The sequence below is a fragment of the Lacisediminihabitans sp. genome (assembly GCF_036569425.1).
GTDB lineage: Bacteria > Actinomycetota > Actinomycetes > Actinomycetales > Microbacteriaceae > Lacisediminihabitans.
In genome coordinates this window covers 1-13286 of sequence record NZ_DATCQQ010000060.1, presented here as the reverse complement: position 1 = coordinate 13286, position 13286 = coordinate 1, and the positions used below count along the sequence as shown (strand labels likewise).

At 69.6% G+C, this 13286-nt stretch carries 11 protein-coding genes; 3 read left to right on the top strand and 8 right to left on the bottom strand.

Going from position 1 to position 13286, the window contains the following annotated elements; translation table 11 throughout:
* Positions 1 to 51: 51 nt before the first annotated feature.
* Genes manD through VIM54_RS10055 form a run of 8 tightly spaced genes read right to left on the bottom strand, consistent with a single transcriptional unit; the run spans position 52 to position 8833 of the window.
* Positions 52 to 1299 (bottom strand): D-mannonate dehydratase ManD, encoded by a 1248-nt coding sequence (gene manD / locus VIM54_RS10090; protein ID WP_331901016.1) that lies wholly within the window; start codon positions 1297 to 1299, stop codon positions 52 to 54.
* Positions 1296 to 2705: a mannitol dehydrogenase family protein gene (locus VIM54_RS10085; RefSeq protein ID WP_331901014.1), complete on the bottom strand. Its 1410-nt coding sequence runs from the start codon at positions 2703 to 2705 to the stop codon at positions 1296 to 1298. Before VIM54_RS10085 ends, manD begins: the two co-directional genes overlap by 4 nt.
* A complete protein-coding gene (locus VIM54_RS10080) occupies positions 2695 to 3561 on the bottom strand; it encodes a sugar phosphate isomerase/epimerase family protein (protein ID WP_331901012.1) in 867 nt (288 codons plus the stop codon). Before VIM54_RS10080 ends, VIM54_RS10085 begins: the two co-directional genes overlap by 11 nt.
* On the bottom strand, positions 3558 to 4730 hold the full coding sequence (locus tag VIM54_RS10075) for a Gfo/Idh/MocA family oxidoreductase (RefSeq protein ID WP_331901010.1): 1173 nt from the start codon (positions 4728 to 4730) through the stop codon (positions 3558 to 3560). Before VIM54_RS10075 ends, VIM54_RS10080 begins: the two co-directional genes overlap by 4 nt.
* The gene (locus tag VIM54_RS10070) at positions 4727 to 5572 is read right to left on the bottom strand and encodes a sugar phosphate isomerase/epimerase family protein (RefSeq protein WP_331901008.1); all 846 of its coding nucleotides are present in this window, start codon (positions 5570 to 5572) and stop codon (positions 4727 to 4729) included. The genes VIM54_RS10075 and VIM54_RS10070 overlap by 4 nt, the downstream gene beginning before the upstream one ends.
* Positions 5569 to 6480, bottom strand: a complete 912-nt coding sequence (locus VIM54_RS10065) for a carbohydrate ABC transporter permease (protein ID WP_331901006.1) — start codon at positions 6478 to 6480, stop codon at positions 5569 to 5571. The genes VIM54_RS10070 and VIM54_RS10065 overlap by 4 nt, the downstream gene beginning before the upstream one ends.
* The gene (locus VIM54_RS10060; protein WP_331901005.1) at positions 6477 to 7466 is read right to left on the bottom strand and encodes a sugar ABC transporter permease; all 990 of its coding nucleotides are present in this window, start codon (positions 7464 to 7466) and stop codon (positions 6477 to 6479) included. Before VIM54_RS10060 ends, VIM54_RS10065 begins: the two co-directional genes overlap by 4 nt.
* An 11-nt stretch (positions 7467 to 7477) precedes the next feature.
* Positions 7478 to 8833 carry an ABC transporter substrate-binding protein gene (locus VIM54_RS10055; RefSeq protein WP_331901003.1) on the bottom strand — a complete coding sequence of 452 codons (1356 nt, stop codon included), beginning with the start codon at positions 8831 to 8833 and terminating at the stop codon, positions 7478 to 7480.
* A 150-nt stretch (positions 8834 to 8983) separates the two neighbouring features.
* Here VIM54_RS10055 and VIM54_RS10050 point away from each other — a divergent pair, with 150 nt between their 5' ends.
* The 3 genes from VIM54_RS10050 (at position 8984) to gndA (ending at position 12982) form a co-directional block, all read left to right on the top strand.
* A complete protein-coding gene (locus VIM54_RS10050; protein WP_331901002.1) occupies positions 8984 to 10015 on the top strand; it encodes a LacI family DNA-binding transcriptional regulator in 1032 nt (343 codons plus the stop codon).
* Positions 10012 to 11427 (top strand): glucuronate isomerase, encoded by a 1416-nt coding sequence (gene uxaC / locus VIM54_RS10045; RefSeq protein ID WP_331901001.1) that lies wholly within the window; start codon positions 10012 to 10014, stop codon positions 11425 to 11427. The genes VIM54_RS10050 and uxaC overlap by 4 nt, the downstream gene beginning before the upstream one ends.
* A gap of 106 nt (positions 11428 to 11533) precedes the next feature.
* Positions 11534 to 12982, top strand: coding sequence for an NADP-dependent phosphogluconate dehydrogenase (gndA, locus tag VIM54_RS10040; protein WP_331901000.1), 1449 nt, complete (start codon positions 11534 to 11536; stop codon positions 12980 to 12982).
* Positions 12983 to 13286 lie beyond the last annotated feature (304 nt).

Genomic DNA, 13286 nt, shown 5'->3' with positions numbered 1-13286 from the left:
CGGAACCTCCGGAGAAACGCGTGTCGGGAGCGAGGGGTGTCGGCAGGCGGGTCACCAGTCGTGCATGGAGCCGTCGAGCAGGCGGTTCACCGGCAGGTACGCACCCTCGTATGGGTGCGCGTCGGCGACGAGGTCGTCGTAGTCCACGCCGAGCCCAGGTCCGTCTCCCGGCACGAGGTAGCTGCCATCGAAGGAGTAGGTGGGGCGGAAGAGCTCATCCGTCGCCGCACTGTGCTTCATGTACTCCTGGATGCCGAAGTTCGGGATGGCGATGCCCAGGTGCAGGGCCGCGGCGAGGCCGACCGGCGAGATGTCGGTCGGGCCGTGCACCCCCGACTTGATCTGGTAGACCGCCGCGTAGTCGAAGATGCGGCGGAGCGCGGTGATGCCGCCCGCGTGCGTCACCGGGGAGCGCACGTAGTCGATCAGCTGCTCCTCGAACAGCTCGCGGTAGTCCCAGATCGTGTTGAAGACCTCGCCGATCGCGAGCGGCGTCGTCGTGTGCTCGCGCACCCGGCGCAGCGCCGCCTGGTTCTCGGCCGGCGTCACATCCTCGAGCCAGAACAGGTCGTACGGCTCGAGCGACTTGCCGAGCTTCGCCGCCTGGATCGGGGTGAGCCGGTGGTGCGAGTCGTGCAGCAGCGGCAGCTCCGGCCCGAACTCGTTGCGCACGGCCTCGAACACGGTCGGCGCGTGGCGGAGGTAGGCGCGGGTGTCCCAGCTCTCCTCCACCGGCACGGCGCTGCGCCTGGCCGGCTCGTGGTCGTAGCGCGAGCTGACTCCGGAGTCCCCCGCCCCGGCGTTCTTGCTCGACGCGACACCGTAGACGGAGTCCAGGCCCGGGATGCCGGTCTGCACGCGGATCGCCCGGTAACCCTGGTCGAGGTGCTCGCGGATCGAGTCGAACAGCTCGGGCAGGTCGACCCCGCTCGCGTGACCGTATGCGAGGCAGCCGACCCGGCTCTTGCCGCCGAGCAGCTGGTAGAGGGGAAGGCCGGCGACCTTGGCCTTGATGTCCCAGAGGGCCGTGTCGACGGCGGCGATCGACGCCATCGTCACCGGGCCGCGACGCCAGTACGCCCCGCGGTACAGGTATTGCCAGGTGTCCTCGATCTGGTGCGCGTCCCGCCCGATGAGCAGTGCAGCGATGTGGTCGCGCAGGTAGCTCGCCACGGCGAGCTCTCGGCCGTTGAGGGTCGCGTCGCCGAGTCCGACGAACCCGTCGTCGGTGGTGATGCGCAGGGTGACGAAGTTGCGTCCCGGGCTCGAGACGAGCACTTCGGCTGAGGCGATCTTCATGGTCGGCGTGCTCCTTGGGTAGTGCGTTGGGTGTCGATCTGGGCGGCCACGGCGGCCACGACGGAGGCGTCGTCGGCGAGGTCCGGTGCGAGGAAGCGGATGACGACGCCGGCCCGACCCGCGGCGTCGAGTCCGCGGAGCTCGCCGGCGATGCCCTCGGCGCTCGGATCGGCAAAGTGGTCGTCGGCCAGGTGGGTCGCCCAGGCGGCGAGCACACCGGCCTCGGCCGTGCCGACGGCGAGACCGGCCTCGCGCCGACGGCGCATCGGGTCGATGATGCGTGGACCGAGCTTGTGCGAGCCGTCGGTGGCGATCTGCGACAGGCGGTGCTCGATGCGCGCGTTGGCGAACCGCGAGCGGAGCGCCGACAGAGCCGCGTCGATCTCGGCCGCGTCGAACGGCAGTACCTCCGCCGCCTCGCCCCACAGCCGCTCGACCGCCTCTCGGCAGTCGGCGTCGAGCATGGCGTCGGCGATCGTGCCATGCCCGGTGGCGAGCCCGCGGTAGGCGAGCAGGGAGTGGGCGGCGTTGAGCAGCCAGAGCTTGCGGTGCTCGTACGGCGCGATGTCCTCGACGAACCGCGCCCCCACCGCCTCCCACGCCGGGCGACCGGAGGGAAAGTCGCCTCTCAGCACCCACTCGCTGAACGGCTCCGTCACGACGGGGGTCATATCCGGTAGCCCCGTCGCCGCGAGCGCGATGGCGCGGTCGGCAGCGGTGGCGGCCGGGGTGATGCGGTCGACCATCGTCGACACGAACGACACGGTGCGCTCGATCCAGTCGGCGAGGCCCGCGTCGACCGCCGAGGCGAGGGTGAGCACGGCCTCGCGCGTGACCCGCCCGTTGTCGGCCAGGTTGTCGCAGCTGACCACGGCGATGCCTGGACCGCCGGCGAGCATCCGCGCGCGGAGGCCGTCGACGAGTCGCCCCGGAGCTGTGACGGCCGCGGCGGTGACGGCCGCGGCAGCCCCGCCACCCCGCAGCAGGTCGATGTCGGCCTGGACATCCGCATCCAGCCGGTCGAGGGTTCCCTCGGTGGAGAGGCGGTAGCCGCGCTCGGTCACCGTCATCGTCACGATCGCGACCGCCGGGTCGGCGACCGCCGCGCGCCAGGCCGAGGCGTCCGCGCCGTCTGTGGCGGCGCTGATGCTCTCGATGATCGACTCGGTGTCGAGGTCGCCGCGTTCGATGAGCACGTAGAGGTCGTCCTGGGCGGTGAGCACGTCGGCGGCGGCGGCGCTCCGGCCGGTGAAGGCGTGGATGCCCCAGCCGTCGCCGGAGACGGCGACGGCGTTGGCGCGCTCGGTGTACCAGGCCTGGTGCGCCCGGTGGAACGCGCCAAGGCCGAGATGAACGATACGCACCGGATGGCGCACCGAGCGTCGTTCGGCGAACTCAGCGTTCATGGCGCGTGGTCACCCGTTCATGGATTCCCCGCAGGTAGGCCAGGTTGTCCGCCGTGCGCTCCTCGAGCGGCAGTTCGGTGGAGAAGTCCTCCACGGTGACCCAGCCGTCGTAGCCGTGCTCGTGCAGGGCCTCGAAATAGGCCTCCACGTTCGCCTGCCCAGACCGCAGCGGTGCCCATTCGTTGCGCCAGATGACCGAGCCGTCGAAGCCCGGCTCGTCGGTGGCGCGCCAGAGTGCGTTCTTCACGTGCACGTGGGCGAGGTACGGCCCGAGCATCTGGAAGGCGGCGAGGAAGTCCTCGTGCCCCTCGATCAGGAGGTTGCCGAGGTCGTGGATCACGCCGACCCGCTCGGGGTCGAGCCCGTCGACGAGACGGATGGCGGCAGAGGCGGACGACGTGATCGTGCCGTGGTGAAGCTCAACGAGGGCGCGAACGCCGTGCTCGGCGGCGCGGCCCTCGATCCATTCGAGATCGGAGCGGGTGGTGGCGAAAGTCTCGCGGTAGTCGCCGGCGCGCACGCCGGGCATGGTCACGCGCACCTGGCGCGCGCCGAGCCTCGCGGTCGCGGCGAGCATCCGCTCCACGTTGTCGTGGTCGCGGCAGTTCGCGTAGCCGCCCAGCCCCGAGAATTCGAGGCCGGCGTCACGGGTGATGCGCGCGATGTCGTCGAGGCGGTCCTCGAGGCCGGTGAGCGGCCAGGTCGACCGGTTTCCGGCCCAGAAGCCGGGCGGGGTGGCGTCGGCCTGGTCGACGATGCGCCACTCGATGCCGTCCCAGCCCTGGCCGGCGAGGATGCCGGCGGCCTGCTCCGGCTCCCAGTCCGGGGTGGAGGCGGTGAACACGGAGAGCTTCACTTGGCGCCTCCCGCGAGCACGTCGGCGAACACGCCGGCGGTCACGTCCACGTCGTCGAAGTCGCCGGCGAGTACGGCCTCGAACGAGACCGGCGTGCCGAGGGTCGCCGAGAGGTACACGGCGCGCACGACCGCGAGCGAGACGAGGGCGTCCTCGACCCGCACGCCCGGCTGCCTCCCGGTGCGGATGGCATCGACGATGTCCTCGTACTGGCGAAGGTGGCCGACGATGAAGCCGTCCGGTCCCTTGTCCGCGCCGCGGAGATCGGACGCCCCCACCTGCTCGGCGGCCTGGTTACGCGGTTCGCCCTCCCCGGCGGCGTAGAAGTATTCGAGCTGGTCGTCGTCGATCACGGCCGAGCCGGCCGAACCGTGCACCTGCAGGCGCACCGACAGTCCGGGATAGGCAGCGGTCGTCGCGTGAAGCACGGCGAGGGCGCCGGACTCGAACCTCACGGTCGCGACCGCGACATCCTCCACCTCCACCCGCTCGTGGGCGAGGAGAGCGGTGTGCGCGAAGATCTCCACGGGCCGGCCGAGAAACCAGACCAGCAGGTCGACGGTGTGCACGCCCTGGTTCATGACCGCGCCGCCGCCGTCGAGCGCCCAGGTGCCTCTCCACTGCCCGGAGTCGTAGTACTCCTGGCTGCGCCACCAGGCCACCGAGGCGACCCCACTCGTGATGCGGCCGAACGCGCCGTCGTGGGCGGCGCGCGCGACGGCGACGGATGCCGGGTCGAACCGGTGCTGGCTGATCACCGAGACGACGCTTCCGCGGCTCTCGGCCTCCGCCGCGAGGGCGGCGATGCGGCGGGCGCGCGGCAGCGTCACGTCGAGCGGCTTCTCGATCACGACGTGGGTGCCGGCGGCGAGGGCCTCCTCGGCGAGCTGCACGTGCAGGCCGCTCGGGGTGCAGATCACGACGAGGTCGACGCTCGACGCCGCGAGGGCGTCACCCAGCGACGCGAACTCGGCCGGCCGCCCCGCGCCGAGCTCGTCGGCGATGAGGTCGGCGAGCCGGTGGGACGCCTCGGGCACCGAGTCGACGAGCGCGACGATTCGTAAGTCCGGATGGCGCACGATCACGCGCGAGTGGTTGACGCCGATGATGCCGCAGCCGACGAGGGCGACGGCGAGCGGACGGGGTGTGGTTGACGCGGCGGAACTCATCTGGTGCTGATTCCCAACTGGTTGGTGAGGCTGGCGAAGCCGCGGGCGGCGCGGCCGAAGGCGACTGGGCCGGAGAAGGCGCCCATCGAGGTGACGTCGGCGAGGTGTGGCTCGAGCGAGGCGAAACCGGCGTAGCCGTCGTCGCGGAGGGCCGTGAGGGTCTCGAGCAGCTGGCCGTCGCCCTCCCCCGCCGGAACGACGGCGCCCGTGGCGGCCACGGCATCCTTCACCTGCAGGTATTCGAGGTGCGGGCGAAGCATCGCGTAGCCCTCGGTGAATGGCCGCACGCCCACCTGCACGAAGTTGGCGCTGTCCCACGCCACCCGCAGAGCGTCTGAGCCGACCGACTCGATGATGTCGAGCACCCGCTCGGGGGTGTCGCCGTAGATGTCCTTCTCATTCTCGTGCAGCAGGATCACTCCCTCCCGCTCGGCGAGGTCGGCGAGGGCACGCAGTCGGGTGAGCACCGCGTCGCGGATGCTCGCGGGCTCCGTGCCCTCCGCCCGGTAGAAGGAGAACAGGCGGATGTAGCGGCTGTCGAGCCGGTGGCACGCCGCGATCGCGGCTCCGAGCCGCTCGACCTCGTGCTCGACGGGGAGGCCGGCGTCGACCTTGCCGATCGGCGAGGCGATCGCCGAGACGCCCATGTCGCGCTCGGCGAATACCGCGGCGAGCGCGGCGAGCTGCTCCGGGGAGAGCTCGATGATGTTCGTGCCCCAGGCGCTCCTCACCTCGATGTGGTTCGCCCCGAGCGACTGCAGCACGGCGACCTGCACGACCGGATCGGCGTCGATCTCGTCGCCGAACCCGCTCAGGGCCCAGCTCGCGGTGGTGGTACTCATTTGACTCCTCCTGCTGTCAGGCCACCGACGAGGTAGCGCTGGAAAACGAGATATAGAACGACGACCGGGAGGGCGCAGATGAGCGAGGCCGCCATCATCTGCCCGTAGAGCGGGATCGCTCCGCCCTCCTGGGTGGCGCCGAAGACCTGGAGCGCCACGGCGGCGGTGCGCGATGTCCGGTCGGTCATGACCGAGGCGAACAGCACGTCGTTCCAGCCGAGCAGGAACGCGAAGATCGCCGAGACGACGATCCCCGGCCAGCTCAGCGGCACGATGATCCTCGTGAGGATGCGCCACGACGACGCCCCGTCGATGCGGGCCGCCTCCTCGAGCTCGCGCGGCAGACCGCGGAGGTAGGTCACCATCACCCACGTCGAGAACGGCAGCGCGAAGGTGATGTAGGTGATGAAGAGCGCCCAGCGCGTGCCGATGATCTGGATGCCGAGCGCGCTCGCGAAACTCGCGAACAGCACGAAGACGGGCAGCAGCATGAGCGTGCCGGGGATCGACTGCAGGCCGACGAGCGTGCGCAACACGGTGAGCCGCCCCCGGAAGGCGAAGCGCACCAGCACGTAGGCCGACGACACGGCGAGCGCGGCGCAGATGATGGCGACCGAGCCGCTCACGATCACGCTGTTGATGAGGCCGTTGCGCAGGTCGACCGTCGTCCACACCGTGAGGTAGTTGTCGAGATGCAGTTCGGTCGGGAAGAAGGCACCGCTCGCCACGGACACGTCGGAGTTGACCGAGGCGAGCACGATGTAGAGCAGGGGGACGAGCACCGCGAGCAGCAGGATCACGACCACGGTCACGAGCAGCGGCTTCGGCAGCAGCCGTGTGACGTCGGCGTTCAGCCGCCCGGTCGACTTGCGGCCCAGCAGGGGCGGTCTCACGAGAATCTCGGTCATGGGCGCTTGCCCTCCTCGCCGGTATCGAGTCGCACGGCCTTCAGATAGATGAACAGCGGAATGGCGATGAGCACGAGCGAGGCGACGGCCATCGCGGCGCTCAGTCCGAACCGGAAACTCTGGAAGCTCGTGATGTAGGTGAGCACGGGCAGCACGTTGACATCCTCCGGGGCCGGAACCCCGAAGAGCACGAACGGCAGGGTGAAGCCGTTGATGTTGTGCAGGAAGGAGATGATGAGCGCGAGCGACACCGGTCCCTTGAGGTACGGGAAGATGACGTAGCGCAGCTTGGTCCACCAGCCGGCGCCGTCGATCGCCGCCGCCTCGTGCACCTCCTGGTCCACCGACTGGAGACCGGCGAGCACGAGCAGGTAGAAGAACGGCCAGGAACTCCAGATCTGCACCATGATGAGAGCCCAGTAGCTCTGCGGACCGTTGAGCCACAGCCCGGCGTGGATGCCCATGCCGGTGAGGCCTGTGTCGACGACGCCTCCCGGCTGCAGCATCGTGCGCCAGACGGTGCCGACGACGAAGGCCGGGAGCACGTACGGGATGAGGAAGATGGAGCGCACCAGTCCTCGACCGCGGAAGGCGTTCTGGGTGGCGAGGGCCGCGGCGACCCCGATCGGGAGGGTCACCGCCGAGGCGATGGCCGCGTAGGAGACGCTGATCCAGATCGACCTGAGCAGGCTCGACCTGGTCACCGCCTCCACGTAGTTCTGCAGCCCGATGAACGGGGCCTGCAGCCAACTGCGCAGCGTGTACTGGTCGAGGTCGAGCAGCGAGATGACGAAGGCGATCGCGAGCGGCACGATGATGATGATCACCATGAGGATGCCGCCGGGGGCGAGCATCCAGAACGGGCGGTTGCGTTCGCTCGGTGAGCGCCCGGGTCGCCGGGCCGGGCGGCCGCCGACGGGGAATCCCGAAGGCGGTCCGCTCGCCCTGGTCGCGGCGGGCGCCGTGACCGGAGTTGAGGTGGACATGTCGGTCGCGCCTACTTCGCCTTGTCGAGCGCGGCCTGAACCGCGGTCTGGGCGGAGGCGAGCTTCGCCTTGAGCTCGGAGACCTTGATGGGTCCGTTGGAGAGCGACGGAATCGACTGCACGACCACGTTGACGAGGGCGAGCTGGGTGTCACCCCACGCCCCGCTGAACGGGGTGCCGACCGACTTCGACGCCGAGTCGATCACCGGGGCGAGCGCGGCGTTGCCGTCCTCGAGCTTCTTCGCCGCCGCCGCGTTGGTCGGCAGGTCGCCGAAGATCTTCTGGTAGCTCGTCTGGCTCGAGGCGCTCGTGAGCATGTTGGCGAGCGCGAAGGCGAGATCCTGGTTCTTCGAGTACTTGGCGACGACCATGTTGTCGCCGGAGATGATGCTCGTGGCCGGCTTGCCGTTCTTGGGGTTGGTCTTGGCGCCCGGCGGCACGGTGGGCATGAGGGCGTAGGCGTACTTTCCGGCCACCGCCGACTTGTCGAGCGTGACCATCGAGGTCGACGTCGTCATCGGCAGGAAGGCCGCCTTGCCCGAGGCGAAGGCGGCGACGGCCTGGGCGTTCTTCCACCCAATGGAGCTCGGGTCGACGATCTTCTGGTCGGTGAGCCAGGAGAAGTAGGTCTCGTAGGCCTTGAGGGTGGTCGGGTCGTCGAATCGGGCCTTCTTGCCGTCGAGGATCGGGTTCCCGGCCTGCAGCGACATCGCCCAGACGAACTTCCACGGGTCGTAGCTGTCAGCGTAGGCGAGGGCCATCCCGTAGGTGTCGCCCGTCGTGAGCTTCTTGGCCTGGGCGGTGAGGCCGTCCCAGGTGGTGGCCGGCTTGTCGATGCCCGCCGCGGCGAGCAGGTCCTTGTTGTAGGCCATCACGAACGGGCGACTCGCGAACGGGATGCCCACCTCGTGCTTGGCGTCCGGCCCGGAGATGCCGAGCGTGCCCGGGATGAACTTGTCGCGGCCGCCGACCTTCTTCCAGTCGGCGTCGGTGAGCTGCACGAACGCTCCGGTGGAATAGGCGGTCGGCGTGAAGGTGGAGCCGAGGTTGTATAGATCGGGTCCCTGCCCGGAGAGCACCGAGGTCTGGATCTTGGTGAGCTCGTCGTTGGCGGAGGCGAAGGTCTCGAAGTTGACCTTGGCGCCGGTCTGCTTCTCGAACCGGTCAGAGACATCCTGGAACCACTGCTTCTGCTCTGCGGGGTAGAGGGCATTGGCGCCGATCATCACGTCGAGCGTCTTGCCCGTGCCGTCGATCTTGGCCGATGACGACGCGGGGGCCGGCGTCGTGGACCCCGCGCAGCCCTGAAGGGCCAGGCCGAGGATGGCTATCCCGGCGATCGCGCCGAGCGCGTGTCGAGCTTTCATGATGACTCTCCTTTGAGTGATGACTGGGTGCGACCGAGGGCAGGACTCGCCACGTTCATTTCGCACCGCGGGTGGTTGGAACTTTAGGCAGGACGGCAAGGCAACTGCAACCGTTTGCCACAAATTGCCATCGTGTGGTTTGCTAGCCGCATGGAACCTCTCGGCGATGCGAGGCAGGATCGGCAGGCGACCCTTGCCGACGTGGCCGCGGCGAGCGGAGTCGCCACCTCAACCGCCTCGCGCGCGCTCTCGAACCCCACCCGTGTGAACGTCATGACGCGGGAGAAGGTAGAGCGCGCGGCCGTGGCGCTCAACTACCACGCCAACTCGCACGCGAGGGCCCTCACCTCCGGCAAGACACGCACGATCGCGGTGCTCGTCTCCGATGTGACCAACCCGTTCTACTTCGGCATCATCCGCGGCACCCAGCAGCAGCTCAAGGCATCGGGCTACACCCAGCTGCTCGTCGACACCGAGGAGTCGGACGAACTCGAAGACGGCATGCTGAACAAGCTCCGTGGCTCATTCGATGGCGCCATCCTCGCCGCCTCCCGGCTCACCGACCGGCGGCTGGCGACGCTCGCCTCCGAGATGCCGCTCGTGGCGATCAACCGCCAGACCAGGGGCGTGGCGAGCGTCTTCATCGACACTCCGAGCGGCATCGAGCAGGCGCTCGGCCACCTGGTCTCCCTCGGCCATCGCGACATCGCCTACGTCTCCGGCCCGGTCACCTCCTGGCCGAACGAGGGGCGCTGGCGGGCGCTCCTGCGGGCCGCAGAACACTACGGGGTGGCGGTGCGCCGGGTCGGACCGTTCTCGCCCAAGAAGGATGCGGGGGCCGCGGCCGCCGACGTCGTGCTCGCCAGCGGGGTGACGGCCTGCATCGCCTTCAACGACCTGCTCGCCATCGGCATGCTCATGCGCCTGCGGGAACGGGGCGTGAGCGTGCCGGACGACCTCAGCATCGTCGGCTGCGACGACATCTTCGGCTCCGACTTCTGCAACCCGCCGCTCACCACCCTCACCGCGCCGATCGAACAGGCGGGGCGGGTGGCCGTGTCGATGCTCCTGGCCCGCCTCGACGCCCAGACCGCCGGCGCGGCCCGTCAGACGGCGACGCTGCCGACCCACCTCACCATTCGCGCATCGACGGGACCCGCCCAGCCAGAGAAAGACCGATGACACGCCTCACGCCGCATCCCGACCGACTGTTCCCCGCCGACCCGGCGGAACGCGACATCGCGAGGCGGCTCTACGCGGAGGTCGCCACAGCGCCGATCTACTCGCCGCACGGGCACGTCGAGGCCTCGATGCTCGTGGCGAACGAGGCCTTCGCCGACCCGGCGTCGCTGCTCATCACCCCCGATCACTACGTGACGCGGCTGCTGCACTCGATCGGGGTGAGCCTCGACGAGCTTGGCCTGCGGCGCAACGGCGGCGAGCCAACCGCATCCGGCCGCTCGATCTGGCGCCAGCTCTGCGCCCACTGGGACGTCTTCCTCGGCACGCCGGTGCGGTACTGGTTCGAGTCCGAGCTCAGCGAGGTCTTCGGGCTCACCGAGCACCCGTCGGCGGCGAACGCCGACGAGCTCTACGACGAGCTCGTCGAGAAGCTCGCGAGCGACGCCTTCCGCCCCCGGGCGCTCTTCGACCGTTTTCGCATCGCCGTGCTCGCGACCACCGATGACCCGGCGGACGACCTCGCCGCCCACCGCACTCTCGCCGACGATCCCACCTTCACCGCCCGGGTGCTGCCGACGTTCCGCGCCGACCGCTATATGCTCCCGACGGAATCTACCTGGCGCGCGCGACTCGACGCCCTCTCGGCGACCTCGGGGATCGACTGCAGCACGTACGCGGGGCTGCTCGCGGCGCTGCGCTCGCGCCGGGCCGTCTTCGCCGCGACCGGCGGCACCTCCACCGACACCGGGGTGATCGACGCGGGGTCCGAGCCGCTCGAGCCCGCGGACGCCGAGCGCATCCATCGCGCCGGCCTGGACGGCGACATCTCCGAGGCGGACGCCGTCGCCTACCGGCGCAACATGCTGTACCAGCTCGCCGTGATGGCGAGCGAGGACGGCCTCGTCATGCAGCTGCATCCCGGCGTGCTGCGCAACCACCACCGGCCGACCCTCGACACCTTCGGCCCGGACACCGGGCACGACCTGCCGGACGCCACGTCATTCAGCCGCCCGCTCGCGCCGATCCTGCGCGACTTCGGCACCAACCCGACGTTCCGGATGGTGCTCTTCACGGTCGACGAGACCACATTCTCGCGAGAGATCGCGCCGCTCGCCGGCTTCTACCCCTCCGTCTACGCGGGTGCCCCGTGGTGGTTCCTCGATACCCCAGCGGGCATCGCGCGTTACCGCTCAGCGGTCACCGACAGTGCCGGTTTCGTGAAGACCTCTGGCTTCATCGACGACACCCGCGCCTTCTGCTCGATCCCGGCGCGCCACGACATGTCGCGCCGCAGCGACGCCACCTATCTCGCGTCGCTGGTCGCGACGCACCAGATCAGCGAGGATGACGCGGCCGGTGTCGCGCGTCGACTCGTCGCCGACATCCCGATCCAGGCCTTCCGCCTCGGCTGAGCCCCGGTTTTCGCGCGCACCTTCTGCACGCGCTAGGTAACACAACCGAGCGAGCCGGTAGCCTGTATGAGGCGTTCCCGCCGCACTCGAGTCAAGGAGATCCACCGTGGTACAGGCAAACATCGGAGTCGTCGGGCTCGCCGTCATGGGGTCGAACCTCGCACGCAACCTCGCGAGCCGCGAGGGCAACACCGTGGCGATCTACAACCGCTCGCACGAGCGCACCGACCTGCTCGTCTCCGAACATCCAGAGGCCGGGTTCGTGCCGTCGACCACGATCGAGGAGTTCGCCGCCTCGCTCAGCAGGCCGCGCACCGCCATCATCATGGTGCAGGCCGGGGCCGGCACGGATGCCGTGATCGACCAGCTCGCCGCGGTGTTCGAACCGGGAGACATCATCGTCGACGGCGGCAACGCCCTGTTCACCGACACGATCCGCCGCGAGAAGGCGCTCCGCGAGAAGAACCTCAACTTCGTCGGCGCCGGCATCTCCGGCGGCGAGGAGGGCGCCCTCAAGGGACCGAGCATCATGCCCGGCGGATCCGTCGAGGCGTATGCGACCCTCGGCCCCATCCTCGAATCGATCGCCGCAGTCGTCGACGGCGTGCCCTGCGTCACCCACGTCGGCACCGACGGCGCCGGCCACTTCGTCAAGATGATCCACAACGGCATCGAGTACGCGGACATGCAGCTCATCGCCGAGGCCTATGACCTGCTGCGCAACGTCTCCGGCCACTCGCCGGCCGCGATCGCCGAGGTGTTCACCGAGTGGAACTCCGGCGACCTCGAGTCGTACCTCATCGAGATCACCGCGGAGGTGCTCAAGCAGGTCGACGCGAAGACGGGCAAGCCGTTCGTCGACATCGTGCTCGACCAGGCCGGGTCGAAGGGCACCGGAGTCTGGACCGTTCAGAACGCGCTCGACCTCGGCGTTCCCGTCGGCGGCATCGCCGAGGCCGTGTTCGCCCGCGCCGTGTCGAGCCACCCCGACCAGCGGGCCGCCGTGCAGAAGAGCATCGACGCCCGCCCGGAGATCGCAGTGATCGGCGAGGGGACCGCCTTCGAGGACGACGTTCGCGCCGCGCTCTACGCCTCCAAGGTCGTCGCATACGCGCAGGGTTTCGACGCGATCATCGCCGGAGCGGTGAAGTACGACTGGAACATCGACAAGGGCGCGATCGCCACGATCTGGCGCGGCGGCTGCATCATCCGCGCGCAGTTCCTCAACCGCATCGTCGAGGCCTATGCGAACGACCCGACCCTGCCGACCCTGCTCGTCGACCCGTACTTCGCGAACGCGGTGAAGGAGGGCGAGGCAGCCTGGCGCCGCGTCGTGTCCACGGCGGCGCTCTCCGGCATCCCGGTTCCCGGCTTCGGTTCGGCGCTCAGCTACTACGACTCGCTCGCCTCGAAGCGACTGCCCGCCGCCCTCGTGCAGGGACAGCGCGACTTCTTCGGAGCGCACACCTACAAGCGAGTGGATGCCGAGGGCACCTTCCACACGCTGTGGAGCGGCGACCGCACCGAGATCGAGTCCGCCGGCAGCAGCCACTAGCCGCCCTGCGCCTCTCCCGCGCCGGTGATGCCTCGCGCGGGCCGCTGCCCGCATCCCCCGCATCCCTGTCATCCCCCGCATCCCTGTGCTCCCGAAAACGCAGGAGATTCGCGTGCCGACGCCGCAATCCGGCCAGTATTGCGTCGTGTGGCCGCAAAACTCCTGCGTTTTCGGTGGGGGCGGGGCCGGGGGCGGGGCGGTTTCGGTGGGGCCGGGGCGCGGTTTCGGACGCAGCGCAGGCTGCTCAGTCGAGGTGGAACACCTCGGGCAGCACTTTCCACCAGTCGCCCTCTGCACGATCGGG

Coding starts and splice junctions, on each gene's coding strand:
- manD (WP_331901016.1), bottom strand. CDS start 1,299: ATGAAGATCGCCTCAGCCGAAGTGCTCGTCTCGAGCCCGGGACGCAAC.
- VIM54_RS10085 (WP_331901014.1), bottom strand. CDS start 2,705: ATGAACGCTGAGTTCGCCGAACGACGCTCGGTGCGCCATCCGGTGCGT.
- VIM54_RS10075 (WP_331901010.1), bottom strand. CDS start 4,730: ATGAGTTCCGCCGCGTCAACCACACCCCGTCCGCTCGCCGTCGCCCTC.
- VIM54_RS10070 (WP_331901008.1), bottom strand. CDS start 5,572: ATGAGTACCACCACCGCGAGCTGGGCCCTGAGCGGGTTCGGCGACGAG.
- VIM54_RS10065 (WP_331901006.1), bottom strand. CDS start 6,480: ATGACCGAGATTCTCGTGAGACCGCCCCTGCTGGGCCGCAAGTCGACC.
- VIM54_RS10060 (WP_331901005.1), bottom strand. CDS start 7,466: ATGTCCACCTCAACTCCGGTCACGGCGCCCGCCGCGACCAGGGCGAGC.
- VIM54_RS10055 (WP_331901003.1), bottom strand. CDS start 8,833: ATGAAAGCTCGACACGCGCTCGGCGCGATCGCCGGGATAGCCATCCTC.
- VIM54_RS10050 (WP_331901002.1), top strand. CDS start 8,984: ATGGAACCTCTCGGCGATGCGAGGCAGGATCGGCAGGCGACCCTTGCC.
- uxaC (WP_331901001.1), top strand. CDS start 10,012: ATGACACGCCTCACGCCGCATCCCGACCGACTGTTCCCCGCCGACCCG.